Here is a 24,245-nt window from a genome sequence, read left to right as displayed (position 1 = left end):
CGGCGTGGGGCGGCTCCGTCCGGCGGACGGAGCCGGTCATGCGTGCCCCGGGTGGCGGGGCATGCGTTTTTTTAGTGCGCGTCCTTCTTCGCGCCGGACGATTTCTTGCCCGACGGCTTCGCGGCAGGCGGTGGGGCGTCCGCGGGCGTATCTTCCGGCTTCGCATCTGTTGCCGCCTTGGCGGCCTTGCCGTTTGGCTTGGCCTTGCCGTCGGCGTCCTTCGCGTCTTTCGCCTCCTTCGCTTCAGGTGCGGCGAGCTTGTTGAACGTCACTTCGTCGCTGTCCTTGTCGTAGTCGACCTCGCACTTGTCGCCCGACTTCAGCCGGTCGGCGAGGATCTCCTTCGCGAGCCGCGTCTCGATCGTCTGGCGGATCTGGCGCTTCAGTTCGCGCGCGCCGAACTCCGGCTGGTAGCCGGCTTCGGTCAGGTGCTCGACGAGCGAGTCACCCATCACGAGCGTGATGTCCTGCGCGGCGGCCGTGCGCACCACGCGGTCGAGCTGGATCTGCACGATCGCGCGGATGTTCTCCTTCGACAGCGCGTGGAACACGATCACCTCGTCGATCCGGTTCAGGAACTCGGGGCGGAAATGCCCTTTGAGCACCTGCATCAGTTCGTCGCGGATCGCCTTGTCGGTCTTGCGCGCGGCTTCCGGCTGCGTGAGGTTGTCCATGATGATCGCCGCGCCTAGGTTGCTGGTCGCGATGATGATCGTGTTGCTGAAATCGACCACGCGGCCCTTGCCGTCGGTGAGACGCCCGTCGTCGAACACCTGCAGCAGCACGTTGTAGACGTCCGGATGCGCCTTCTCGATCTCGTCGAGCAGGATCACGCTGTACGGGCGGCGCCGCACGCGCTCGGTGAGCTGGCCGCCTTCGTCGTAGCCGACGTAGCCGGGCGGCGCGCCGATCAGCCGCGCGACCGCATGCCGCTCCATGTATTCGGACATGTCGATGCGGATGATCGCCTGCTCGTCGCCGAACACGGTCTCGGCCAGCGCCTTCGCGAGCTCGGTCTTGCCGACACCGGTCGGCCCGAGGAACAGGAACGTCGCGATCGGCCGGTGCGTCTGGCCGAGCCCCGCGCGCGACAGCCGCACGGCATCGCTGACGGCGACCACCGCATCGCTCTGGCCGACCACGCGCTCGCGCAGCTGCTCTTCCATCTTCAGCAGCTTCTGGCGTTCTTCCTGCGTGAGTTCGGATACGGGAATGCCGGTCAGCCGCGACACGACCTCGGCCACCGATTCGACGGTCACTTCGAGCGTTTCCGAGCCGGTCTTGCGCTGCCACGCCTCCATCATCTCGTCGACGGCCTTCTGCTTCGCGTTGATCTGCTCTTCGAACTGTTTCGCTTCGTCAAAGCGCTTGCGCGACGTCGCATAATCCTGCTCGCGCTTCAGTTGCGCGATCTGCGCTTCGCCTTCCTGAATGTCGACCGGGCGCGACGTCGCGCCGATCCGCACGCGCGCGGCCGCCTGGTCGATCAGGTCGATCGCCTTGTCGGGCAGGAAGCGCGACGTGATGTAGCGGTCGGCGAACTCGGCGGCCGCGACGAACGCGTCGTCGGCAAACGTCACCTGGTGGTGCGCCTCGAGGCTGTCGCGCAGCCCGCGCAGGATCACGATCGTCTGCTCGACGCTCGGCTCCGGCACGAACACCGGCTGGAAACGGCGTTCGAGCGCGGCGTCCTTCTCGATGTACTTCTGGTATTCGTTGAGCGTCGTCGCGCCGATCAGGCTCAGCTCGCCGCGTGCGAGCGCGGGCTTCAGCACGTTCGCGATGTCGAGGCCGCCTTCGCCGCCGCCCTGGCCTGCGCCGACGATCGTGTGCAGCTCGTCGATGAACAGGATCAGTTCGTCCTGCTTCGCGGTCACCTCGTCGATCAGCTGCTTCGCGCGTTCCTCGAATTCGCCGCGATACTTCGCGCCGGCCACCATCGAGTTGATGTTGACTTCGACGAGCCGCTTGTCGCGCAGCACTTCGGGCACGTCGCCGTTGACGATGCGCTGCGCGAGGCCTTCGACGATCGCGGTCTTGCCGACGCCCGGCTCGCCGATCAGCACCGGGTTGTTCTTCTTGCGGCGGGCGAGCACCTCGATCGTGCTCTCGATTTCCTGCGCGCGGCCGAGCACCGGATCGAGCTTGCCCTGGCGCGCGATCGCGGTGAGGTCGCGGCCGAACTTGTCGAGGTTCGGCGTGCCGGTCGGCGCATCGACGCGGCCGTCCTCGGCGCCCTTGCCGACCACCTTCACGACCTTCTGGCGCAGCGCCTCGGGCGTCACGCCGTATTTCTTCAGCAACGTGCCGGCGACACTGTCCGGCACCGCCGCGAGCCCGATCAGCAGGTGCTCGGGGCCGATATACGAGTGGCCGAGATCGCGCGACGCCTGGAACGCATACTGCACGGCCTTCTTCACGCGCGGCGAGATCGACAGCTTGTCGAGCGGCGCATCGGGGGCGGCCGTGCCGGTGTGTGCATGCGCGTCGATGTACGACTTGATGTCGTCCGGCGACAGCTTCAGTTCCTTCAGCAGCGCGGCGCAGACGTCGGTGTCCGCGAGCGCGTACAGCAGATGCTCGGAATCGAGTTCGCTGCGGCGCAATTCATGCGCCTTCTCGGCCGCGCGCTGCAGCAGTTCGAGCGTCTGTTCGCTGAACGCGTCGGTCGGGTCGACCGATTCGCGCGGAATCTCGGCGGCGAGCGGCGATTCGTCGCCGAGCCCGCCGAACAGCGACGACGGTCCGCCTCCGCCCAGCAGCGAATCGAACGGATTCAGCATGCTCTGATGCCGCATCAGTTGACGGAAATGGTAATCGCAGATCGAGATCGTCTTGCGCTCGCCGTCCTGCATCACGGTTGCGCGCGCAACGGCCGGCCGCGCGTGGCAGATATCGCAAAGTGCGGGCATGGTGGTCTGGCTCCTGTCGGTGAAGGTGGGTCGAAGGTGCGGCCCGATGCGGTGCGGCGCTCGCGCGTCCCGACCGCACGTGCACGGCGCGCACCGCGGCGGCGCGCGCGCCGCACCCGTGCGGTCGCATGGCGCGCGCCGGCGTGGCGCACGGTCGCGGTCGGGGCGGGAAGCGCGAGTGCCGCGAGGAGCCCGCGGCATCGCTTCGACTGCGTTCAAAATAACGAATCGGCGTGGGCCATCCAAGACACAGTTCCTGGCCGGGCCGGCCGCGAATTGCACCCTCACATGGGCGCGCGATTCGGCGGCAAGGAGTACAGACGGGCAAGCGCGCGGCGGCGCGGGCGTGCGCGGCGTGCGCGGCGTGTGCGGCTGGCGGTGGAAGGGGGCGGGAACCGACGGCGTGCGAACGGCACGCGGTGCGACATCGGCGCGCATGGTGCCGGCCGCCGGCAAACGGGGAGCGAAACGGGGCGCAACACGCGATGCAACACGCGGCGCGGATGCGAACCGGTGACGTCCGACCGCGCCCGCACCGCAGCCGATGCGCGCCGTGGGGTCGGTGAAGGCGAGGGCGGGTTGCACGGTAGACGCCGGGCATCGCGCAACCATGGTGAGCCGCGATCAGTCCGACAGGTTCATCGCGAGCCGTTGCCGTGCGATCTGTTTCACGTCGGCGGACAGTGCCGCATTCGGCAGACCATTGGCCCAGACGGAGAACGAATCCTCGATCAGGTTGCGCGTGTCGGGCGGCAGCTCGGCCAGCATCAGCGACACGACGGTAAACAGCACGGCGGTGTCGCCGGCCTGGCGGCTCGTGTTGGCGTCGACCGTCTGCTTCAGGGTCGCGACGGACGCCTGCAGCGCCTGTAATGCGTCATTTGATTCGCTCACGACATTCTCCATGCAAGATGGGCTGGATCGGCGACGAACCTGCGGCCGGCGGGGCGGCCGTCGCGTGCGGCGCCCGCGCGGGCACCGCGCGCCGGCAACCGCGCTCAGGCGGCCGCGTTGCCCTGCGGCGCCACGGCCACCGATGCCTCGCTCGTCAGCATCAGGAACGTGAACGTTTCGCGCAGGTACAGGCGGACGCTCTTGTCGGTGTGGCTCGTGTAGCCGATCGACACGTCTTCGCCGAGATGCAGCTCGTAATCGCCGCCGCGCGTGGACAGCACGCAGCCGCCGCTGATCGCCGGCGCCCAGATGATCTCGCCGCTGACGATGCGCTTGATATGGCCGAGGACCGGATAGCCCTGGTCGCGCGCTTCGCTGAGCGCGGTGTATGCGTCCGACCCGAGCACGACCGAGTACGGCCCGTCCACCCCGGCGAGGCGCAGCGCTTCCAGCGCGTCGCTGATCGCGTCCGGGTACGCGGCGACATCCGCCGGCAGCGTGAGCCGGCGGTTCGACGTGCCTTCGCGGACGCCGACGATGCCGGCCGCGCGGTAGCCGTCGAAGATCGCGCCGTCCTCGGCGAACGCGAGCCGCTGCGCGGCTTCCTTCGCCGGCTGCCAGTCGGCGTCGCGCGCGCCGCGCTCGACGCTGTCGATCGCGTCGCGGCTCAGCTCGAACGGCACCGTCAGCTCGACGATCGTGCGCGCTTCGCGCAGCCGCGCGTTCACGAGCTCGCACGGCGCGGCGACGTCGAGCAGGTGCCCGGTGCCGACGGCCGACAGCTCGGGGCCCGCGGGGCCCTCGACGTCGACGACGCGGCGCCCGGCCACCGATCGTTTGAAGGTGCGCGCCACTTCCTCCTCGATTTGTTCCCACGCGGACGACGAGATCGGGGCGAGTTCGCGATGCAGGTTATTCATAGGTCGGGGTTCCTTTCAGCGAGCCGATGTTCAGCGAGCCGTCGCGCTGCGGTGCGGAAGGCGCGGACGGCGTGGATTCAGGTCGGGCGGCGTCGGCGGCCGGCGCCGGGCGGTCGGCGAGCGCTTCGAGCAGGTCGGCCGACGGCACGAAGAACAGCGAGCCGGTGACCGCGCGGCTGTAGTCGAGCAGGCGGTCGTAGTTGCCGGGCGGGCGGCCGACGAACATGTTCTCGAGCATCTGCTCGATCGGCGCCGGCGAGCGCGCATAGCCGATGAAATAGGTGCCGAATTCGCCGGCGCCCGGGCGCCCGAACGGCATGTTGTCGCGCAGGATCTTCACTTCCTGGCCGCCCTCGTCGAGCGTGGTCAGCGAGCTGTGCGAGCACGACGGCTTCACATCCGGCGCGAGCTCGATGTCGGACAGTTTGGTGCGGCCGATGATGCGCTCCTGCGTCTCGACCGCGAGCGCGTTCCAGCCGGCCATGTCGTGCAGGTACTTCTGCACGAGCACGTAGCTGCCGCCCGCGAATTCGGCGTCCTCGTCGCCGATCACCGTGAAGTCGACGGCCTCGCGGCCTTCCGGGTTCTCGGTGCCGTCGACGAAGCCGATCATCGCGCGCTGGTCGAAATTGCGGAAGCCGTGCACCTCGTCGACGACCGTGACCGCATCGCCGAGCGCGCCGAGCAGTTGCGTCGCGAGCTCGAAGCACAGGTCCATCGCTTCGGCGCGGATGTGCAGCAGGATGTCGCCGGGCGTCGCGATGGCGACGCGCTGGCCGGCGCCGAATTCGCGGAACGGATGCAGCGACGCGGGGCGCGGCTCGCCGAACAGCGCATCCCATGCATCGGAGCCGAAGCCGCATACGCACGTGAGGTTGCCGCCCGGCACGCGCTTGCCGACCGAGCGCACGAGCGCGGCGATGTTGCCGCACCATGAACGGATCGTGTCGGCGTGATCGGCGCCGGGATTGATCGTCGCCACGAGAAAGATCGCGCTGCGCGTGATCGGGCTGTGGACGGCCTGGGAAAGCGGGGGACGGTTGGTTTGCATCGCGGCCTGCCGGTCAGTCATGTCGGGACGGACGGGCCGCGGCAGCCGCGGCGCGCGAAGGCGAACGGTTGGACTGTGTCATGCGACTGATCTCTTTGTGACGTGCGGATGAAGGACGTTGCGCGGGCATCGCGCAACGGGCCGCTGCGGCGGCCAGCCCCCCGGCGCGAAGGGGAGGCAGACGTGGGGGCCGCGCGTTCGCCCGGCGCGTGACCGCCTGCACCGCGTAACGTCGTCGAGCATGCAATCTAGCAGCTTCGGCGGGTCTTTGGAACACGTATCGACGATCTGTCATTCGAATGGGTTGATCGAGGTCCGATTGGGCGCGGCGCGCGTGCAGCTGTACTCCTGAAACCGGCGACGCTGTGCTCTTGAGCGGGCGTGGCGCATGCAGTAGATTGGGTTCGCTCCGCCCGGCGACGGTCATCATGATGAACCTTTTGGAAGCGATGCGTATTTTCGGTGCAATCGTCGGGCACGGCGGGCCGTCCGGCGCGGGCTTTCCGTTCCCCGAGATCCCTTGCCGCGGCGACGGCGCGTCGATCGCGGCACCTACGACACTGTGAGCGCGTTGAATACATCCACTGCATCCGCCGATACGGCCGCCGAACGCATCCGCCGCCGCTTCGGCCATTTCCTTCATGCGGCCGAGTTGGCCGGGCTGGTCGTGATCGGGCTCGCGACCGCGTTCGCGATGGCGCAGGAGGCGTGGAAGGTCGTGCTCGCGGGCGAGGTGTCGCTGACCGACTTGCTGCTGATGTTCCTGTATCTGGAAGTGCTCGCGATGGACTTGCGCTACCTGCGGCTCGGCCGGTTGCCGGTGCGGTTCCCGCTATTCATCGCGATGACGTCGCTCGCGCGCGACCTGATCCTGCGCGGCGCGACCGACAGCCCCGAGCGGATGCTGATGACGACCTTCGGGATCGTGCTGCTCGCGGTCGGCGTGCTGATCCTGAGCTTCGGCCAGCATCGCTTTCCGGCGGACGTCGACGATGTCGAGGACGACGTGCATGCCGGCCGGTAACGCGCGGGCGGCGTCCGAAGCGAAACCCGACGCGCCGTACACGGCGCGGCGGCTCCGCCCTCATTCAATCAAGCGAGGTGTTGCATGACCAGACAATTGATCGTCGCCGTGTTCGGCAGCGTCGAGACGGCCCGCCAGGCCGCGCACGATTTCGACGCGCTGTCGGAGAAGAACGAAGGATTCCACATCGAGAATGGCGTCGTCGTCGAGAAGGACGCGAACGGCAAGCTCGCGGTGCTCGACGCCGAATCGCGGCCGTTCAAGGGCGGCGTAATCGGCGCGCTCGCGGGTGGGTTGCTCGGCCTGCTCGCCGGGCCGCTCGGCGTGGTGACCGGCATGGCGGCCGGCGCGGGCGCCGGCGTGCTCGCGCAGGCGGCCGGCAACGCGCTGCTCGACGGCACGTTCGTCGAGACGGTCGCGGCGCGGCTCGTGCCCGGCAGCGTCGCGGTCATTCTCGAAGCGAAGGAGGACACGCCGTTCTCGGTCGACAACGTCGTGACGGGATTCGGCGGCAAGGTCTTTCGCCAGGCGCTCGGCTGAGCGCGCACCTTTCGAACCGATTCGGGAGAACCGCATGCGCATCGATCAATCGTACCGGCGCTTCGACATCGCGGCGACGCTGTCGCCGCTGCCCGGCAACCGCGCGATCGCGAGCGTCGACGTGACGACCGACGATCCGGGCCGCCTCGCCGATCTCGGCACCGGCCAGTTCCTGCAGATCCGCAAGTGGCTCGAGTCGAACGACGTCGCGCTGCTGACGGTGGTATTCGACGAGTGCAAGGTCGCGATCGACCACTATGCGGACAACGTCGACGACGCGTGAGGGCGAGCGGGCGCGCGCATTCGTGAGCAGGCCGCGCTTCGCGGCGGCCGGCGCGCCGCCATCTGCGATGCATCATGACGTGCGCCGGGCGAGCGGCTGCCGCGCGATCGCGCGCGGGCCGCGCCGTCGCATTCGCATCTGTTCACCACGCCGGCCGGATTTGCCGTTTCCCCGCCAAACTGTCACTTACATTCGCCGAAATGACGCAGTAGGATGCCGAACCTTGTCTTCATGAGATTCGCATTGCTATTCGCCTTCAACTTCGGTAACGGACGAGGTTCCAGCCGGGACACCCGCACCCGGCGACGGCTATCCGGCTTCGTGCGTCGGCGCGGCCGGGCCGCCCATGCCGCGCAGGCCGGTTCATCGCTCGCGGGGCGAGGCGGATGAAGCTCTACGAGAAATTTGCGAACGACGTAGAGCGACTCATTCGGCAAGGGGTATATCGGCACGGCGATCGCGTGCCGTCGGTGCGGCAGGCGAGCCAGCAGCACCGGATCAGCATCACGACCGTGCTGCACGCGTATCTGCTGCTGGAAAGCCGCGGGCTGCTCGAAAGCCGTCCGCAGTCCGGCTATTTCGTGAACCTGTGCCGCGACGACGGCCATGCGCCGGTGCGCGAGCTGCGGCCGTCGAAGCCGATCGCGATCTCGTCGTCGGTCGACGTGAGCCGGCTCGTGCTGTCGACGCTGCGCTCGATCGGCACGGACGACGCGGTGCCGCTCGGCTCGCCGTATCCGGACCCGAGCCTGTTTCCGTTCGAGAAGCTGAACCGCTATGCGTACGCGGCCGGTCGCGACAAGTCGCTGTGGGGCGTGACCGACGGGCTACCGCCGGGCCATCCGCGGCTGATCCGGCAGATCGCACGCCGCTACCTGGAAAACGGGATGTCGGTGGACCCGAACGAGATCATCGTGACGGTCGGCGCGACGGAGGCGATCAACCTGTGCCTGCAGGCGGAGGCGAAGCCGGGCGACACGATCGCGGTGGAGTCGCCGACGTTCTACGCGATGCTGCACGCGATCGAGCGGATGGGGATGAAGGCGATCGAGGTGGCCACGCATCCGGAATACGGGATCGACATCGCGGCACTGGCCGCGATCGCGAAGTCGCAGCCGATCGCTGCGTGCATGGTGATGCCGAATTTCCAGAATCCGCTCGGCTTTCAGATGCCGGACGAGCGAAAACGCGAACTGGTCGAATTCGCAACGAAGGCCGACCTGCCGATCATCGAGAACGGCGTGTACAACGAACTGTATTTCGGCGATACGCATCCGAGTTCGCTGAAATCCTACGACCGGACCGGGATCGTGCTGCATTGCTCGTCGTTCTCGAAGAGCCTGACGGCCGCGTACCGGATCGGCTGGGCGCTGCCGGGCCGCTACCGAGATCAGGTCGAGAAGCTGAAATTCCTGAATACGCTGGCGACGCCGTCGTTGCCGCAACTGGCGATCGCGGAGTTTCTCGAACGCGACGGCTACGAGCATCACCTGCGGCGGATCCGGAAGGCGTATGCGCAGCAGGCGAACCTGATGCGCGCGATGGTGTCGCGGTTCTTTCCGGAGGGCACGCGCATTTCGAGCCCGGCGGGCGGGTACGTGCTGTGGGTCGAGCTGCCCGCGCAGGTCGATGCGATGCGGCTGTACCAGCTCGCGCTGGAGCAGGGGATCACGATCGGGCCCGGCTACATGTTCTCGATCACGGACAACTACCGGAACTTCATCCGGTTGAACTACAGCAGCCCGTGGTCGCAGGAGATCGAGCAGGCGGTTGTCGTCGTCGGCAAGCTAGTCGCAACGTGCATCGACTGAGCGCGCCGCGGCGTGCGGCGCGGCTTGCGCGCCCCGTGGCAGCGCGGCCGGCGTGTTGCGCCGCAACGTCGACCACGTTCCACGCCGGTCATGGAGCGCGTGCAAGCTACAGTCCGCGTTTGCGTGCGCTGCGGGGCGTCTGTACCTGTTTCTTTTCAGGACGAATGCCGATAATGGGATCGTCACCTGACTTTTCGGGAGCCACGTCATGACTGGAAGCGATGCTGCGTCCTCGCCCGATCTCACCCAAGGGATCGCGCTCGACGATCTCGCCGACGGCGCGATGATCGAGGGCCATGTCGGCGACGCGGCGGTGCTGCTCGTGCGCCGCGGCGACGAACTGTTCGCGGTGGGCGCGCAATGCCCGCACTATGGCGGCCCGCTGGCCAAGGGCCTGCTGGTCGGCGACACGATTCGCTGTCCGTGGCATCACGCGGCGTTCTGCCTGCGCACCGGCGAGATGGAGCGCGCGCCGGCGCTCGACGGGCTGCCGTGCTGGCGCGTCGAGCGGCGCGATGGCCGCGCGGTCGTACTCGATGCGCGGCCGGCCGCCGTGCCGCCTGCGTTGGAGACGAGCGGGCTGCCCGCGTCGGTCGTGATCGTCGGCGGCGGCGCCGCTGCGATCGCGGCGGCCGTGACGCTGCGGCAGGAAGGCTATCCGCATGCGATCACGCTGCTGAGCGCCGATGCCGATCCGCCGTACGACCGGCCGAATCTGTCGAAGGATTACCTCGCGGGCACGGCGCAGGCCGACTGGCTGCCGTTGCGCGCGCCGTCGTTCTATACCGACCAGCGCATCGACGTGCGCTGCAACACGCGGGTCGCGCGCATCGATCCGGCGCAACGCGCGGTCGAGCTCGCCGACGGCAGCCGTATCGAGTACGGCGCGCTGCTGCTTGCCACGGGCGCCGAACCGAACCGGCTGAACGTGCCGGGCGCCGATCTGCCGCACGTGTGTACGTTGCGCTCGCGCGCCGATTGCGACGCGCTGATCGCCAGGCTGAAAACGGCGCGCCGCTGCGTGGTGGTTGGCGCGAGCTTCATCGGGCTCGAAGCGGCCGCCGCGTTGCGCACGCGCGGGCTCGACGTGCATGTGGTCGCGCCCGACCCGCATCCGATGGGCCGCGTGCTCGGCGATGCGCTCGGCGACACGATCAAGGCGCTGCACGAAGCGCACGGCGTCGTATTCCATCTCGGCGCGACGCCCGCGCGGATCGGGCCGGACAGCGTGACGCTGTCGAGCGGCGACGTGCTGCCGGCCGACGTCGTGCTGGTCGGCATCGGCGTGCATCCGAACGTCGCGCTCGCGCAGGACGCGGGGCTCGCCGTCGAACGCGGTGTCACGGTCGACCGCTTCCTGCAGACGAGCGCGCCTGGTATCCATGCGGCCGGCGATATCGCGCGCTGGCCCGATCCGCTGACGGGCGAGCGGATTCGCGTCGAGCACTGGGTCGTCGCCGAGCGGCAGGGCATCGTCGCCGCGCGCAACATGCTCGGCCAGCAGCGGCCGTTCGACGCGGTGCCGTTTTTCTGGAGCCAGCATTACGACGTGACGATCCGCTATGTCGGGCATGCGGCGCAATGGGATCGCGTCGAGATCGACGGCGACCTCGGCGCGCACGACTGCTCGATCGCGTACTGGCGCGGCAACACGCGGCTCGCGGTCGCGACGATGGCCCGCGATCTCGACAACCTGAAGGCCGAAGCAGCGCTCGAGCGGCAGATGGCTTCCGCATGAAAGCAGCATGACGATACACACCGAATCATGAATGGAGGCGAGATGAACCCCGACGTTCGTGCCCGTTTCGAAACCGAGTTTGCGCCGCGCATCGCGACGCGCCTGCGTGGCCTGTATCAACGCGGGGAAGTGAAGGTCGACGTCGTGCCGCACGACGGGCAGGGCAGCCCGACCTGTGTCGACGTGATCGGCCTCACGTCGACGGTCGGCCTGCCGAACCGGCTGAACGCGCGGCTCGCGTGGCGCGACGACGCGATCGCCGGTCTGCTGGCCGAGCCCGATCACAGCCGCTTCGATCGCTATCTCGCGGCGCTGCCGGTCACGATCGAGCGCTGGCAGATGGAGTTGCCGGTCGATTTCAGCACCCGGACGCAGCGCGATCGCGAGATCCTGATCGGCGACCTCGATTTCGATGCGTGACCTGCATCGTGCGATGCCGGCCGACGCTGCGCGGATGAGCCGGGTGCGGTTACCGGTCGCGCGTCCGGATCATCACGCGCCCCTGGTCGATACCGCCGCGCAGCGCTTCGTCGCATGTCAGCCATTCGGGCGTGACGAGTTCGGGCGCGGGCAGATCGACGGGCGCGCCGTCGCGGAAGATCCGCACCTGCGCAACCCACGCGCCGTTCGCGTTGCGCGTCGCGTCGACGCGAATCTCGTGACCCATGAAAGTGTCGGTGGCTTGCATCGATCGGGGCCCTCCGTCGTGATTGAACGTCGTGCGTGGATCGTATCAGCATGGCGTGCGCCGCGCATCGAAAACGAACCGGCGTGGGCGTTTCACTTGCCGCGCGAGACGGGAGCGACCCTGTGGCCTTCGACCTGACCTTTTCCGTCAAGGTGTTCGCGGCGCTGTTCGCGATCATGAACCCGATCGCGAACATCCCGGTGTTCCTGTCGCTGACCGAAGGCGCGGCGGACGGCGTGCGCCGCAAGGTCGCGCTCACGGCCGCGATCGGCGTCACGGTCGGCTGCATCGTGTCGGCCGTCGCGGGCGGCGCGATCCTGCGCGTGTTCGGTTTGACGATCGACGATTTCCGCCTCGCGGGCGGGCTGCTGGTGCTGCTGATCGCGCTGTCGATGCTGCATGGTGCGCCGAGCCGCCAGCATGCGCCGGGCAGCGACGAAGGCGCCGATCCGACGGCCGCCGAAAGCGTCGCGATCTACCCGTTGACGATCCCGTTGCTGGTGGGCCCCGGCACGATCGCGACGATGATCGTGCTCGGGCACGGTGCCGTCGCGACCGGGCAGGAACTCGCGTTCGCGCTCGGGCTCGGCGCGTTTCTCGTGCTGCTGGCCGCGTCGCTGCTGTCGGCGCCGGTGATCGGCCATTACCTGTCGCCGCGCGTGACGGCCGTCACGCAGCGCCTGATGGGGATGATTCTCGCGGCCATCGCGATGCAGATGGTCGTCGCGAGCCTGAAGGCCGCGTTCGGGCTGCCGCACTGAGCACGCCCATCCGATTGCATGGAGTCGCCGATGAACACGCTGATCGTGTTGTCCTATCCCGATCTCGACGCGGCCCGTCGCGCGCTGGCCGAACTCGGCACGTTGCGCGACCGGCACGTCGTCGCGCTGTCGGGTGTCGTGATCGTCGAGTGCTCGACCGACGGACAGTTGCGCACGCATGCAATCGACACGGGCCGCGTGTCGTCCGGATCGCTGCTCGACAGCGTGGTCGCGCGCATCGAATCGTCGCTCGACGCGTGGCGCGAGCGGCCGGTGGACGATGCGCTGACCGACCGCGTCGCGCGCAAGGCGCGCCCCGGCACCGTGTCGCTCGGGCTGGCCGCGACGCAGCTTGACATCTACGCGCTGAGCGCGGCGCTCGCGCCGCTGGGCGGCGACGTGACCGACACGACGCTGTCGATCGACGACGAACTGAAGCTCGTCGAAGCGATCTCGAACGCGCGTGACGTCAACAGCGACAACAGCGGCAACAGCCCACCGACGGACTGACGCGCAGGCGCGATCCCTCCCCGAAACCGAAGCACTTCCGCTCCGCGCATCACGGCGCCGCACGCGCTGCACAGGCGCACCCCTTGCTCGATCGGCTCGACGGTCACATTCACCGTTTCCGCTTTCGACAAGGAGGGCCTGACATGAAAGCAGTCGTATTCCACGGCATCGGCGACATTCGCATCGACACGGTGCCCGATCCGGAAGTCTCCGAGGCGACCGACGCGGTCGTGCGCCTGACGGCCAGCGCGATCTGCGGCACCGATCTGCACATGGTGCGCGGCACGCTCGGCGGAATGAAGCCGGGCACGATTCTCGGCCATGAAGGTGTCGGCATCGTCGAGGCGGTCGGGCGCGACGTGCGCAACCTGCGGCGCGGCGATCGCGTGCTGATTCCGTCGACGATCGCGTGCGGCAGTTGCGCGTACTGCCGCGCGGGCTACACCGCGCAGTGCGACGTCGCGAACCCGGGCGGGCCGCGCGCGGGCACCGCGTTCTTCGGCGGGCCGGCCGATACGGGCCCGTTCGACGGGCTGCAGGCCGAATATGCGCGCACGCCGCTTGCGCACGCGAGCCTGATCCGGCTGCCCGATGCGATCGACGACGATCGCGCGATCCTGATGTCGGACATTTTCCCGACCGGCTATTTCGGCGCGCAGCTCGCGGAAGTGAAGCCGGGCGATACGGTCGCCGTGTTCGGCGCGGGGCCGGTCGGCCAGTTCGCGATCGCGAGCGCGAAGCTGATGGGCGCGGGGCGCGTGATCGCGGTCGACCGCATCGCGTCGCGGCTCGAGATGGCATGCGCGCAGGGCGCCGAGACCGTCGATTTTTCCGAGGACGATCCGGTGGACACGATATTGCGGCTGACGGGCGGGATCGGCGTCGATCGCGTGATCGACGCGGTGGGCGTCGACGCGATGCGCGCGACGCACGGGCCGGCCGCGGCCGATCGCGACGCCGCGCGCGCGTTCGATGCGGAAGTCGACGCGGTCGCGCCGCACCGCAAGCCGGACGGCCGCAACTGGGTGCCGGGCGACGGGCCGTCGCAGGTGCTGCAATGGGCGGTGCGCGCGGTCGCGAAGGCCGGCACGGTCTCGGTGATCGGCGTGTATCCGCCGGCCGCACGCGTGTTTCCGATCGGCGAGGCGATGAACCGCAACCTCACGATCAAGATGGGCAACTGCAATCACCGGACGGTCACGCCGCCGCTCGTCGAACTCGTGCGCAGCGGTGCGTTCGACCCGCTGTCGGTGCTCACGCGCAGCGAGCCGCTGACGAACGCGATCGATGCGTATCGCGCGTTCGACGTGCGCGAGCCGGGCTGGATGAAGGTGAAGCTGACGCCGTGACGACAGGAACCGAAACGATGCAAACCGAAACCGGGAGCACTGCTATGAACGATCAGTACGACAACTGCATGGCCGCGTGCGACGCCTGCGCGCACGCATGCGACACCTGTTCCGCCGCCTGCCTCGCGGAGCGCGACGTGCACGCGTTGGCCACGTGCATCGCGCTCGACATCGAATGCGCGCAGCTGTGCCGCTTTGCGTCGGGCGCGATGGCGCGCCGCAGCGGGCTCGCCCCGCGCATTTGCGCGCTGTGCGCGCACGCGTGCGATCTGTGTGCGGCCGAGTGTTCGCGGCATGCGCACGAGCATTGCCGCCGCTGTGCGCTCGCATGCGAGGCGTGCGCGGCGATGTGCCGCGCGATGGCCTGAGCGTGAACAGGCGCTACGGCGTGCCCTGAACCTCGCGCGCGACGCGCTGCAGCAGCGCGTCGAGGACGGCCATCTCGACGGGCTTCACGAGATGGTCGTCGAAGCCCGCGCTTTCGGTACGCTCGAGATCGGATGCGCGCGCATGGCCGGACAGCGCGACGCAGGTCGTGTCGCGCAGCGCGTCGATCGCGCGTAGTTCGCGCAGCAGCGTGAAGCCGTCGACGTCCGGCATCGTCAGGTCGAGAATCATCAGGTGCGGTGCATAGTCGCGGGCGAGCGCGAGCGCTTCGTTCCCGTTGTATGCGACGCGCGGCGCGTGCCCTTTCAGTTGCAGCAGCACCGCGAGCGTGTCGGCCGAGTCGCGGTTGTCGTCGACGACGACGATGCGCAGCGGCTCGACGGCCGGCTGCGCGGGCGCGGCAGGCCCGGGCGCGGCGGCGTGCCCGCCGCGGGCCACCTGCGCGATCGGCAGCCATACCGTGAACGTCGCGCCGTGGCCGGGGCCGTCGCTCTCCGCGACGATCCGCCCGCCGTGCAGTTCGACGAACGACCGGCAGATCGCGAGACCGAGCCCGAAACCGCCGGACGGGGAGCGGCCCGTCGCGCCTTCCTGTTCGAATAGATCGAAAATCGTTTCGAGCGCGCCGGCGGCGATGCCCATGCCGTGATCGACGACGCGGATCGCGACCGACGGCCCTTCGATACGCGCGACGACGTCGATCCGGCCGCCGTGCGGCGAGAATTTCGACGCGTTGTCGAGCAGGTTGTGCAACACCTGGACGAGCCGTGCGTCGTCGCCGTGCAGCACCACGGAATCGTCCGGCAGGTCGACGCGAATCCACTGTCCGCGCGCGGCCAGTTTCGGCTGGACGCTCTCGACGCCGCGGCACACGATGTCCCGCACGGTGGTGGGGCGATCGTCGAGTTCGACCTTGCCGGCCGTGATGCGCCCGACGTCGAGCAGATCGTCGACGAGCCGCGTCAGTTGCCCGACCTGGCGGTGTACGGCGTCGCGGCACTGCGCGAGCATGGGCGGCGGATCGGGCAGGCTCTGCAGCACGCCGACCGAATTGCGCAGCGGCGCGAGATGATTGCGCAGCTCGTGCGCGAGCATCGCGATGAACACGCTGAGCCGGTGCGTCGACGCTTCGAGCTCCTCGAGCCGCTTGCGCTCGGTCATGTCGCGCGTGATCTTGATGAAGCCGCACAGCGCATGCGTCGCGTCGTACACCGGCGTGATCGTCACGCTCGCCCAGAACTGCGTGCCGTCCTTGCGCACGCGCCAGCCTTCGTCCTCGAAGTGGCCCTGCGCGGCGGCCCGCGCGAGCCCGTGCGCCGGCCGGCCCGCCGCGACCGCGTCGGCCGGGTAGAAACGCGAGAAATGGTGGCCGACGATCTCGGCGGCACGGTAGCCCTTGATGCGCTCAGCACCGGCGTTCCAGGTCGCGACGTTGCCGTGCGGGTCGAGCATGAACACCGCGTAGTCGGTGATCGACTCCACCACGGTCTGGAACCGGAATTCGGCGAAGCGATGCAGCAGGTCCCGCGCGCCGGGCGAGCTGGCGGGCGGTGGATGCGGGTGAAGATCGGCGTCGTCTTTCTTCATCGGGGCAGCAGGTCGGAAACGCGGTGGGCCGCACGCCGCCTGACCGCCGCCGGGCAAGCCCGTGGCGGCCATACGGTCGATTGGCACGTCCGAAAGAATAAAGGAACTCGATTCAGCTGATCAATGGGTGCGCATCGGCCGTGCCGTGCAGCGTGCCGGCGACGACGGGGCGGCAGCGGCCGGCGCGGCATGCCGATTGCACGACCGGGGCAGTACGCCTGCCGGGCGGCGGCCATCCGGCCGATCGCCCGGCGGCAAGCCAGGCAAGGAGGCCGACATGAACAGCACGCTGAATCCCGACAACGAACCGGCCGGCCCGGATGACGACAACGCCAGCCGCGGCCGCGACGGCCGCGCGCTCGGCCCGAGCGACTCGTCCGACAGCGGCAGCGACACGGCGGGCGCGCGGCGCCATCCGTTCGACGTCGATTCGCCGCTGGACGACCACGCGCTCGAACGCGGCGACGCGTCGCTCGACACCGACACGGACCGCGCGGGCACCGGCGAGCGTGCGTCGGCGGACGGCGACTCGACGCTCGAGGAGGGCGCCGACATCGAGCCGGACCGCACCGAGCGGTTGAGCGAGCCCGGCCGCATCGACGAATCGGACGACCCGGACGACGTGCCGTGACGCCCGGCGCGCAAAAACTGCAATCGCGTTGCAGATTGGGGCGCCTGACGGTGTCCCCGCGCTGCGACGCGCAACCATCGCGGTCCGGCAACCACGCCGGCACGCGATTTGCGTCGCCCCGACCGACGCGCGCGGCGACGCGGCTTGGCGCCGTGCGCGGCGCAGGCGATCAAGGAGAGACACGATGCAACGACGATATCCCGGACGGTACGGCGAGCGTGGCGGCCCGCCCGACTGGCACGCGCGCGACGAGCGCGCGTACCGGGGCGCTGGCGAGCGCGGCATCCCGGACGATCCGGCACGATGGCCGGAAGAGGACGACGAATCGGCTTACCGCCGCTTCGCGAGCGAGGACGTGGGCCCGGAAGACTGGGGCAGCGAATGGACCGAGCGCGCGGCGCGGCCGGCCGAGCAGCGGCGCGGCGCGGCCGACGCGGACCGGCAGGGCGGCGCGCGCCCGCCGGCGCGGGACGCCGAGCGCGGCTACGGCGAACCGGGCCGCCGCGTGGAGGGCCGTGAAGGCCGCTATGGCGGCGAGCGCCCGGAATGGCGCGACCAGCACCGGATGAGCGGGTACGGCGGCGAGCGCGATGGCGGCGACCCGCGCTACGGCGGCGCCCCCGATCTGTCGCGTTTCGGCGGGGATGCCGAACGCGATGCGCTGCGCCGTCGCCGCGGTCCGAAAGGCTACACGCGCTCGGACGAGCGGATTCGCGAGGACGTATGCGAGCGGCTCGCGCATGCGCTGGAGATCGACGTGAGCGACGTCACCGTGCAGGTGACCGACGGTCGCGTCGAGCTGGACGGCACGGTGCCGGTACGCTGGATGAAGCACGGCATCGAGGATCTGGCCGACGGCTGCCTCGGCGTGCGCGACGTCGAGAATCGCGTGCGCGTGCGCCGCGACGGCGAACACGATACGGGCATGGTGCTGCATCCGCACCAGCGGACCGTCACGCCCACGCAGCCCGCCGCGCGTGATCCCGAGCCCGGCACCGTCGTCGGCGGCCGGGAGCGCGAACCGCGCCACTGACTGCCCGTGCGTGAAACGGCGCGCCCCGACCGCGAGCACTGCCTGCATGACGACCGGAATCGACGAGACGCCAATCAAGGACCGTGATGCGGCCGCGGGCCGCGAGCGCCGGCAGCGCCGGGACGAGCGGGGCTTGAGGCTCAGGATCGCCGTCGAACTCTGGCGCGCGATCTGGCGTTACCGTGCGCGCGTGGTGGCGGCGGTCGTCCTGCTGGTGCTCGCGAAAGCGGCGGCCGTCTCGGTGCCGCTGCTGCTCAAGGACATCGTGGACGGTTTCGGCCGCGCGGCCGCCCAGCCCGTCGCGTGGCCGGTGCTGCTGCTGTTCGCCTACGCGGTGGTGCGCTTCGCGTCGAACGCGCTGAACGAAGTGCGCGACATGACGTTCGTGCAGGTCACGCAGCATACGGTCGCGTCGTTTACCGTGCGCACGTTCGGCCACCTGCACCGGCTCGGCGCGCGCTTTCATGCGCGGCGCGAGACGGGCGCCGTCGTGCGCGATCTCGAGAAAGGCACGGCCGGCATCGGTTATCTGCTCGGCGTCGCGGTGTTTACGGTCGTGCCGACGGCCATCGAGATCGGCTCGGTGCTCGTGATCGTGATCAGCAAGTACGGCGGCGGCTTTACCGCGATCATTTTCGTCACGTTCGCCGTCTATGCCGCGTATACGGTCGTATTCACGCGCCGCCGCATGCGTTACCAGCGGCGCGTGAATGCGCTGGAAGCCGAGTCGAATTCGCGCGTGGTCGACAGCCTGCTGAACGTCGACACGGTCAAGTACTTCGCGCGCGAGGACGTCGAGCGCGACCGGCTCGACCGCGTGCTCGACGCATGGCGCGAAGCCGGCGTGGACAACCAGTACGCGCTGTCGACGCTGCATATCGGGCAGAGCGCGTGCATCGGCGCGGGGATCGCGGCGGTGATGCTGCTCGCGGGCCAGCAGGTCGCGCGCGGTGCGCTGACGGTCGGCGATCTCGTGCTGATCAACGCGTACATCATCCAGATCAGCCTGCCGCTGAATGCGCTCGGCTTCGTGTTCCGGGAGGCGAACGACGCGATGACGAACATCGAGCGGCTGTTCGGGCTGCTCGACGCGCGCGGCAAGCCGGGCGAGGACGGCGATGCGCCCGGCGCGCAGCCGCTCGTGGTGCGCGGCGGCGCGATCGAGTTCGAGCACGTCGATTTCGGCTATGAGCCGAGCCGGCAGATCCTGTCCGACGTGTCGTTCCGCATCGAGCCCGGGCAGACGGTCGCCGTGGTCGGCGGCAGCGGCTCGGGCAAATCGACGCTCGCGCGGCTGCTGTTCCGGCTGTATCAGCCCGATGCGGGCACGATCCGCATCGACGGCCAGGACTTGCGGCTCGTCACCGAGCGCAGCCTGCGCGATGCGCTCGGCATCGTCCCGCAGGACACCATCCTGTTCAACGACACGCTCGCGTACAACATCGCGTACGGCAAGCGCGACGCGACCCGCGGCGAAGTGATCGCGGCCGCGCGCGGCGCGCAGCTCGACGCGTTCATCGAGCGGCTGCCCGATGCGTACGACACGCGCGTCGGCGAGCGCGGCGTGCGGCTGTCGGGCGGCGAGCGGCAGCGGGTCGCGATCGCGCGCGCGTTGCTGAAGGCGCCGCCGATCGTCGTGTTCGACGAGGCGACGTCGGCGCTCGACACGCGCTCGGAGCGCGCGATCCAGCAGGAGCTGATGCGCGTCGCGCGGCATCGCACGAGCCTCATCATCGCGCACCGGCTGTCGACGATCGTCGATGCCGATCGCATCCTCGTGATGGAGCACGGCCGGCTCGTCGAGCACGGCACCCACGACGAACTGCTCGAAAGCGGCGGCGTGTATGCGCAGATGTGGTCGCTGCAGGCGAAGCAGCGTGAGCTCGAACGCACGGAGGCGAAGTTCGCGCGGCAGCCGGTGCGCATCAATCCGCTCGTGTCGCAGGTGCTCGATTCGCTGGCGGAGGCGGCCGCGCAGCGCGGCGTGCCGGTGTTCCGCCATCTGTCGGACGAGGATCTCGTCGTCGAGGCCGATCCGGCCGCGCTGCGGCGCTTCGTGTGGGAACTGTGCCGCGGTGCGGTCGACGCGAGCCGCGGCGGGCAACTCGAGGTGCGCACGGGGCGCCACGATCCGGAAGCGCGGATCACGATCGCATGCGCGGGCGTCGACGCAACCGAGCTGTCGCTGATCGATCTCGAACGATTGCAGGACGCGATCGAGGAGGCCGGCGGCTACGTCGTGCGCGAACGCGACGACATCGGCGTGAAGCTGCATCTGTCGCTGCCGGTCTGCGCGGTGGCGCCGGCGTCGATGCAACCCGGCGACGCCGTGCCGCGTGCGGGCGCCGGTGCGCCGGGCGCGGCGAAGCCGCTCGACGGCCTGCGCATCGCGTGCGTGGACGACCACGACGAGGCGCGCGACGCGCTCGGCGCGCTGCTGAAGGTGGCCGGCGCCGACGTGCGCGCGTATGCGTCGGGCCAGGCGTTGCTGGACGACCTGTGGCGCGCGCGCCGCGCCGACTGGCCGGCGCTGCTCGTCTGCGACATCGACCTCGGCGACGACGAAGAGGACGGCTACACGGTGATGGCGCGCGTGCGCCAGCTCGACGCCGTACGCGATCGCGACGGCCGCGCGCCGCTCGAGGCGCTTGCCTTGTCCGGCCATGCGCGCGATCACGACCGCGCGCGCGCGGTCGAAGCCGGTTTCCACGCGTACCTGACCAAGCCCGCGGTAGCGGCCGACCTGATCGCGGCGTTGCGTGCGCTCGCGTTTTCCTCCGGAGAAATCCATGCCGAACCTTCTGAATCCGACGACACCCGAAGCCCCGAACGCGGCGCGTCGCGGCGGTAGTGCGTTCGCCGACCGCCAGGCCGCGGTGGCGGCCGTCGAGCTGCTGTTGCCGACCTTGTCCGCCGCGCTGCAAAGCGATTTCGTCGGCGACAGCGGCTGCCTGCACATCGTGATCATGGACCCGGCGCTCGGGCCGCGCGACGCGGCGTTCGAGGACGCGATCCTGTATGAGTTTTCGCTGCCCGACCCGAAGGACTGGGACGCCGATTACCGCGCCTACGCGCGCGCCAAGGCGCGGCTGTCCTGGGAAACGGGCCGCGACGGGCATGTCGTGCAGGCGCTGGAGCCGTACCGGCTGCGCGCGGGCGACACGAACCTGTGGGGCGGCGTCGCGCTCGGCGGCATCGTGGTGGGTGTGTCGGGCGCGCAGCCGTGGTTCGACGAGGCGTTCGCGGGCTGCATCGCGCACTGCCTGCGCGCGCTCGCGAAGCACCGCGCGCAGGCGACGCCCGACGCGCTCGCGATCTGAGGGGGCCGCCTAGGTGGGGCCGCCCAGGTGGGGCCGCCCAGGTGGGGCCGCCCGGATCGGGCCGCCCACGCGCGGGCGCCCGGACCCGTTTTTACAGCCGGTTATAAAAAAGCCAGCGCGCGCATGCAGTAGCCCGATGTGGCGCATGCGTGCGCAGGCCGGCACGGTTTTCGCTGTACCTCATGCACGGACGGTTGTCGCGACAAGTGTCGCCGTCAGCCGGATTGTTTTCCGACATCGACAGGAGGTGCAGGTGAACGCGACTCACGATCCAGCCAGACCGCCGCTCGCCGGCCGGACCGCACTCGTGACCGGGGGCGGCCGCGGCCTCGGCGAAGCCATTTGCGAGGAGTTGGCGCGGCACGGCGCGCATGTGGTCGTCGCCGATCTCGACGGCGACCGCGCGGCGGCCGTCGCGCAGCGGCTCGAACGGCACGGCGGGCACGCGGTAGGCCGGCCGCTCGACGTGCGCGACGAGGCATCGGTGCTGCAGGTCATGCACGATGCGCGCGAGTCGCTCGGCGATCTCGACGTGATCGTGAACAACGCGGCGATCGACGTGACCGCGCCGATCGACGACGTGAGCGTCGACGCATGGCAGCAGGTGCTGATGACGAACCTGTTCGGCCCGTACCTGATGTGCCATGCTGCCGTGCCGATGATGAAGGCGCGCGGCAACGGGCACATCGTCAACATCGCGTCGACCGCGTCGAAGCGGGCGTGGCCGAACGCGTCCGCGTATCACGCGACGAAGTGGGGGCTGCTCGGGCTCTCGCACGCGCTGCATGCGGAACTGCGGCCGAGCGGCGTGTGCGTGTCGGCGATCGTCGCGGGCGGGATGCGCACGCCGTTCCTGCTCGACCGCTTTCCGGACATCGACGAGGACACGCTGCAGCCGCCCGAGCACGTCGCGGCCGCCGTGCGCTTCGTGCTGACGCAGCCGCCGGGCACCGTGGTGCCGGAGCTGATGGTGCTGCCGATGAAGGAGACGTCATGGCCCTGAAGCGCGAACGGCGGCTGCCCGGCGCGGTGCTGCTCGACAAGGACGGCACGCTGCTCGACGACGTGCCGTACAACGTCGATCCCGCGCGCATGCGTCTCGCGCCGGGCGCGGCGCGCGCGCTGCGCACGCTCGGCGCGACCGGCATGCCGCTGGCGGTCGTGTCGAACCAGTCGGGCGTCGCGCTCGGCCGCTTTACCGAAAACGAGCTTGGCGCGGTCCGCCAGCGTCTCGCCGAACTGTTCGAAGCGAACGGCGCGACGCTGGCGGATTTTTTTTACTGCCCGCATCACCCGCAGGGCAGCGTGCCGCGCTATAGCGTCGAGTGCATCTGCCGCAAGCCGCGCCCGGGCATGCTGCGCCGCGCGCTGGCCGCGCTCGACGCCGTGCCGGAATGGAGCTGGATGATCGGCGACATTCTCGACGATGTCGAAGCCGGCCGCACCGCGCGCTGCGGTACGATCCTCGTCGACCGCGGCCACGAGACGGAATGGCGTGTCGACGCGGCGCGCACACCGCACCACGTCGTCGATCGCGTCGACCTGGCCGCCGACATCGTCGTGCGCGAAGCCGTGCGCCGGCACGGCGCGTGGGTGCGGCAATGAACACGGCCTGGAGCCGCGCCCGCCGCATCCTGTGCGTGCGGCTCGACAGCATCGGCGACGTACTGATGACCACGCCCGCGTTGCGTGCGCTGAAGGAAAGCGGCAGCGACCGCCGGCTGACGCTGCTGACGTCGCGCACGGGCGCCGCGCTCGCCAGGCATCTGCCGATGGTCGACGACGTGTGGAGCTACGACGCACCGTGGGTCAAGCATCCCGACGTGCGCGGCGATCCGGTGGCCGATCTCGACATGATCGACCGGCTGCTGGCCGGCCGCTTCGACGCCGCCGTGATCTTCACCGTGTACAGCCAGAACCCGTTGCCCGCCGCGATGATGTGCTGGCTCGCCGGTATTCCGCTGCGGCTCGCGCATTGCCGCGAAAACCCCTACGAATTGCTGACCGATCGCGTGCCGGAAACCGAGCCGGAATCGCACGTGCGCCACGAGGTCGCGCGCCAGCTCGCGCTGGTGCGCGCCGTCGGCGCGAAGACGTCGGACTGGCGGATGGCGTTCGCGCCCGGCGACGCGGCGCGGCATGCGGTGCACGCGCGCTTGCAGGCCGCGTTGCAGCGCGTCGGCGGCGCGCGCGAGCCGGATGCCGGGCGCGCGCGCTGGCTGGTCGTCCATCCGGGCGCGAGCGCGGCGTCGCGGCGCTGGCCGGCCGAGCGGTTCGGTGAAGCGGCGGCCGCCGTCGCGCCGCTGTTCGACGGCATCGCGGTGACGGGCAGTGCGGACGAACGCGCGCTGGTCGACACGGTGTGCGAACGGGCGGGGCCGCGCGCCGTGCCGCTCGCCGGCGCGTTGCCGCTCGGCGAACTGGGCGCGCTGATCGAGACGGCCGACCTGCTGCTGTCGAACAACAGCGGCCCCGTGCATCTCGCGGCCGCGCTCGGCACGCCGGTGGTCGACCTGTACGCGCTGACCAACCCGCAGCACACGCCGTGGCGTGTGCCGCACCGTGTGCTGAACGTCGATGTGCCGTGCCGCAACTGCTACCGCAGCGTGTGCGACCAGCCCGGCCATCCGTGCCTGCGCGGCGTGAGCGTCGACGACGTGGTCGCGGCCGTGCATGCGCTGCTGCGCGGCAGCGCGCGCCATGCGCAACGCGCGGCCGCGCGGGCTGCCGTGCACGGCGAAGAGCCGGCCGCGGCGCACGCATCGAACGTGATTCCGTTCGCGCACGTCATCACGAGGAACTGACG

The 24,245-nt window shown here is 69.7% G+C and carries 23 protein-coding genes; 17 read left to right on the top strand and 6 right to left on the bottom strand.

Features of this window, described 5'->3' with window-relative positions; genetic code table 11:
* Nucleotides 1–71: 71 nt before the first annotated feature.
* The 4 genes from C5F75_RS33915 to C5F75_RS33900 all read right to left on the bottom strand — a co-directional run bounded on the left by C5F75_RS33915 (nt 72) and on the right by C5F75_RS33900 (nt 5,798).
* Nucleotides 72–2,912 (bottom strand): ATP-dependent Clp protease ATP-binding subunit, encoded by a 2,841-nt coding sequence (locus tag C5F75_RS33915; protein WP_104013363.1) that lies wholly within the window; start codon nt 2,910–2,912, stop codon nt 72–74.
* A 624-nt stretch (nt 2,913–3,536) separates the two neighbouring features.
* A complete protein-coding gene (locus C5F75_RS33910; RefSeq protein WP_059575192.1) occupies nt 3,537–3,806 on the bottom strand; it encodes a hypothetical protein in 270 nt (89 codons plus the stop codon).
* Nucleotides 3,807–3,910: 104 nt separating this feature from the next.
* Complete coding sequence (locus tag C5F75_RS33905) at nt 3,911–4,726, bottom strand: family 1 encapsulin nanocompartment shell protein (protein WP_059574974.1); 816 nt, start codon at nt 4,724–4,726, stop codon at nt 3,911–3,913.
* Nucleotides 4,719–5,798 (bottom strand): Dyp-type peroxidase, encoded by a 1,080-nt coding sequence (locus C5F75_RS33900; protein WP_059574976.1) that lies wholly within the window; start codon nt 5,796–5,798, stop codon nt 4,719–4,721. The genes C5F75_RS33905 and C5F75_RS33900 overlap by 8 nt, the downstream gene beginning before the upstream one ends.
* 550 nt (nt 5,799–6,348) lie before the next feature.
* Here C5F75_RS33900 and C5F75_RS33890 point away from each other — a divergent pair.
* From C5F75_RS33890 to C5F75_RS33865, 6 genes are all read left to right on the top strand, one after another.
* Nucleotides 6,349–6,801 (top strand): phosphate-starvation-inducible protein PsiE, encoded by a 453-nt coding sequence (locus tag C5F75_RS33890; protein ID WP_059575194.1) that lies wholly within the window; start codon nt 6,349–6,351, stop codon nt 6,799–6,801.
* Between the two features lie 84 nt (nt 6,802–6,885).
* Complete coding sequence (locus tag C5F75_RS33885) at nt 6,886–7,341, top strand: DUF1269 domain-containing protein (RefSeq protein WP_060009250.1); 456 nt, start codon at nt 6,886–6,888, stop codon at nt 7,339–7,341.
* A gap of 34 nt (nt 7,342–7,375) precedes the next feature.
* Nucleotides 7,376–7,624, top strand: coding sequence for a hypothetical protein (locus C5F75_RS33880; RefSeq protein WP_006481293.1), 249 nt, complete (start codon nt 7,376–7,378; stop codon nt 7,622–7,624).
* A 386-nt stretch (nt 7,625–8,010) separates the two neighbouring features.
* Entirely contained in the window at nt 8,011–9,435 is a 1,425-nt protein-coding gene (locus C5F75_RS33875; RefSeq protein WP_104013362.1) for an aminotransferase-like domain-containing protein, read from the top strand.
* Nucleotides 9,436–9,643: 208 nt separating this feature from the next.
* Nucleotides 9,644–11,173, top strand: coding sequence for an FAD-dependent oxidoreductase (locus C5F75_RS33870; RefSeq protein ID WP_089466116.1), 1,530 nt, complete (start codon nt 9,644–9,646; stop codon nt 11,171–11,173).
* 42 nt (nt 11,174–11,215) lie between these two features.
* Nucleotides 11,216–11,593 (top strand): DUF5594 family protein, encoded by a 378-nt coding sequence (locus C5F75_RS33865; RefSeq protein WP_089466117.1) that lies wholly within the window; start codon nt 11,216–11,218, stop codon nt 11,591–11,593.
* Nucleotides 11,594–11,642: 49 nt separating this feature from the next.
* On the opposite strand, the gene C5F75_RS33860 is transcribed toward C5F75_RS33865, so the two are convergent.
* Nucleotides 11,643–11,861 carry a DUF6566 family protein gene (locus C5F75_RS33860; RefSeq protein WP_059574987.1) on the bottom strand — a complete coding sequence of 73 codons (219 nt, stop codon included), beginning with the start codon at nt 11,859–11,861 and terminating at the stop codon, nt 11,643–11,645.
* Nucleotides 11,862–11,983: 122 nt separating this feature from the next.
* Here C5F75_RS33860 and C5F75_RS33855 point away from each other — a divergent pair, with 122 nt between their 5' ends.
* The 4 genes from C5F75_RS33855 (at nt 11,984) to C5F75_RS33840 (ending at nt 14,849) form a co-directional block, all read left to right on the top strand.
* Nucleotides 11,984–12,622 carry a MarC family protein gene (locus C5F75_RS33855; protein ID WP_089466118.1) on the top strand — a complete coding sequence of 213 codons (639 nt, stop codon included), beginning with the start codon at nt 11,984–11,986 and terminating at the stop codon, nt 12,620–12,622.
* 30 nt (nt 12,623–12,652) lie between these two features.
* Complete coding sequence (locus C5F75_RS33850) at nt 12,653–13,132, top strand: hypothetical protein (protein ID WP_089466239.1); 480 nt, start codon at nt 12,653–12,655, stop codon at nt 13,130–13,132.
* Between the two features lie 143 nt (nt 13,133–13,275).
* Entirely contained in the window at nt 13,276–14,481 is a 1,206-nt protein-coding gene (locus C5F75_RS33845; RefSeq protein ID WP_089466119.1) for a zinc-dependent alcohol dehydrogenase, read from the top strand.
* Between the two features lie 44 nt (nt 14,482–14,525).
* Nucleotides 14,526–14,849, top strand: coding sequence for a four-helix bundle copper-binding protein (locus C5F75_RS33840; RefSeq protein WP_179231823.1), 324 nt, complete (start codon nt 14,526–14,528; stop codon nt 14,847–14,849).
* A 13-nt stretch (nt 14,850–14,862) separates the two neighbouring features.
* Here the strand turns inward: C5F75_RS33840 and C5F75_RS33835 are convergent, their stop codons facing one another.
* The gene (locus C5F75_RS33835; RefSeq protein WP_104013361.1) at nt 14,863–16,455 is read right to left on the bottom strand and encodes a hybrid sensor histidine kinase/response regulator; all 1,593 of its coding nucleotides are present in this window, start codon (nt 16,453–16,455) and stop codon (nt 14,863–14,865) included.
* A gap of 277 nt (nt 16,456–16,732) precedes the next feature.
* Between C5F75_RS33835 and C5F75_RS33830 the strand changes: the two genes are divergently transcribed.
* From C5F75_RS33830 to C5F75_RS33800, 7 genes are all read left to right on the top strand, one after another.
* A complete protein-coding gene (locus C5F75_RS33830; protein WP_059637110.1) occupies nt 16,733–17,086 on the top strand; it encodes a hypothetical protein in 354 nt (117 codons plus the stop codon).
* Nucleotides 17,087–17,270: 184 nt separating this feature from the next.
* Nucleotides 17,271–18,119, top strand: a complete 849-nt coding sequence (locus tag C5F75_RS33825) for a BON domain-containing protein (RefSeq protein ID WP_089466122.1) — start codon at nt 17,271–17,273, stop codon at nt 18,117–18,119.
* A gap of 46 nt (nt 18,120–18,165) precedes the next feature.
* Entirely contained in the window at nt 18,166–20,970 is a 2,805-nt protein-coding gene (locus C5F75_RS33820; protein WP_226093985.1) for an ABC transporter transmembrane domain-containing protein, read from the top strand.
* Complete coding sequence (locus tag C5F75_RS33815; protein ID WP_060967411.1) at nt 20,909–21,439, top strand: hypothetical protein; 531 nt, start codon at nt 20,909–20,911, stop codon at nt 21,437–21,439. The genes C5F75_RS33820 and C5F75_RS33815 overlap by 62 nt, the downstream gene beginning before the upstream one ends.
* A 253-nt stretch (nt 21,440–21,692) precedes the next feature.
* Entirely contained in the window at nt 21,693–22,442 is a 750-nt protein-coding gene (locus tag C5F75_RS33810; protein ID WP_059575202.1) for an SDR family oxidoreductase, read from the top strand.
* Entirely contained in the window at nt 22,433–23,044 is a 612-nt protein-coding gene (locus C5F75_RS33805; protein ID WP_059575000.1) for a D-glycero-alpha-D-manno-heptose-1,7-bisphosphate 7-phosphatase, read from the top strand. The genes C5F75_RS33810 and C5F75_RS33805 overlap by 10 nt, the downstream gene beginning before the upstream one ends.
* On the top strand, nt 23,041–24,243 hold the full coding sequence (locus tag C5F75_RS33800) for a glycosyltransferase family 9 protein (protein WP_060011143.1): 1,203 nt from the start codon (nt 23,041–23,043) through the stop codon (nt 24,241–24,243). The genes C5F75_RS33805 and C5F75_RS33800 overlap by 4 nt, the downstream gene beginning before the upstream one ends.
* Nucleotides 24,244–24,245 lie beyond the last annotated feature (2 nt).

The organism is Burkholderia anthinoferrum (assembly GCF_002925705.1).
GTDB classification, from domain to species: Bacteria; Pseudomonadota; Gammaproteobacteria; order Burkholderiales; family Burkholderiaceae; genus Burkholderia; species Burkholderia semiarida.
The sequence above is the reverse complement of the archived record's forward strand: the minus strand, read 5'-3'. Positions and strand labels throughout refer to the sequence as shown.

Excerpts from the sequence above, each read along its gene's own strand:
- C5F75_RS33915 (WP_104013363.1), bottom strand. The coding sequence starts at position 2,912 with ATGCCCGCACTTTGCGATATCTGCCACGCGCGGCCGGCCGTTGCGCGC.
- C5F75_RS33905 (WP_059574974.1), bottom strand. The coding sequence starts at position 4,726 with ATGAATAACCTGCATCGCGAACTCGCCCCGATCTCGTCGTCCGCGTGG.
- C5F75_RS33900 (WP_059574976.1), bottom strand. The coding sequence starts at position 5,798 with ATGACTGACCGGCAGGCCGCGATGCAAACCAACCGTCCCCCGCTTTCC.
- C5F75_RS33885 (WP_060009250.1), top strand. The coding sequence starts at position 6,886 with ATGACCAGACAATTGATCGTCGCCGTGTTCGGCAGCGTCGAGACGGCC.
- C5F75_RS33880 (WP_006481293.1), top strand. The coding sequence starts at position 7,376 with ATGCGCATCGATCAATCGTACCGGCGCTTCGACATCGCGGCGACGCTG.
- C5F75_RS33875 (WP_104013362.1), top strand. The coding sequence starts at position 8,011 with ATGAAGCTCTACGAGAAATTTGCGAACGACGTAGAGCGACTCATTCGG.
- C5F75_RS33870 (WP_089466116.1), top strand. The coding sequence starts at position 9,644 with ATGACTGGAAGCGATGCTGCGTCCTCGCCCGATCTCACCCAAGGGATC.
- C5F75_RS33865 (WP_089466117.1), top strand. The coding sequence starts at position 11,216 with ATGAACCCCGACGTTCGTGCCCGTTTCGAAACCGAGTTTGCGCCGCGC.
- C5F75_RS33860 (WP_059574987.1), bottom strand. The coding sequence starts at position 11,861 with ATGCAAGCCACCGACACTTTCATGGGTCACGAGATTCGCGTCGACGCG.
- C5F75_RS33850 (WP_089466239.1), top strand. The coding sequence starts at position 12,653 with ATGAACACGCTGATCGTGTTGTCCTATCCCGATCTCGACGCGGCCCGT.
- C5F75_RS33845 (WP_089466119.1), top strand. The coding sequence starts at position 13,276 with ATGAAAGCAGTCGTATTCCACGGCATCGGCGACATTCGCATCGACACG.
- C5F75_RS33840 (WP_179231823.1), top strand. The coding sequence starts at position 14,526 with ATGAACGATCAGTACGACAACTGCATGGCCGCGTGCGACGCCTGCGCG.
- C5F75_RS33835 (WP_104013361.1), bottom strand. The coding sequence starts at position 16,455 with ATGAAGAAAGACGACGCCGATCTTCACCCGCATCCACCGCCCGCCAGC.
- C5F75_RS33830 (WP_059637110.1), top strand. The coding sequence starts at position 16,733 with ATGAACAGCACGCTGAATCCCGACAACGAACCGGCCGGCCCGGATGAC.
- C5F75_RS33825 (WP_089466122.1), top strand. The coding sequence starts at position 17,271 with ATGCAACGACGATATCCCGGACGGTACGGCGAGCGTGGCGGCCCGCCC.
- C5F75_RS33820 (WP_226093985.1), top strand. The coding sequence starts at position 18,166 with ATGACGACCGGAATCGACGAGACGCCAATCAAGGACCGTGATGCGGCC.
- C5F75_RS33815 (WP_060967411.1), top strand. The coding sequence starts at position 20,909 with ATGCCGAACCTTCTGAATCCGACGACACCCGAAGCCCCGAACGCGGCG.
- C5F75_RS33805 (WP_059575000.1), top strand. The coding sequence starts at position 22,433 with ATGGCCCTGAAGCGCGAACGGCGGCTGCCCGGCGCGGTGCTGCTCGAC.
- C5F75_RS33800 (WP_060011143.1), top strand. The coding sequence starts at position 23,041 with ATGAACACGGCCTGGAGCCGCGCCCGCCGCATCCTGTGCGTGCGGCTC.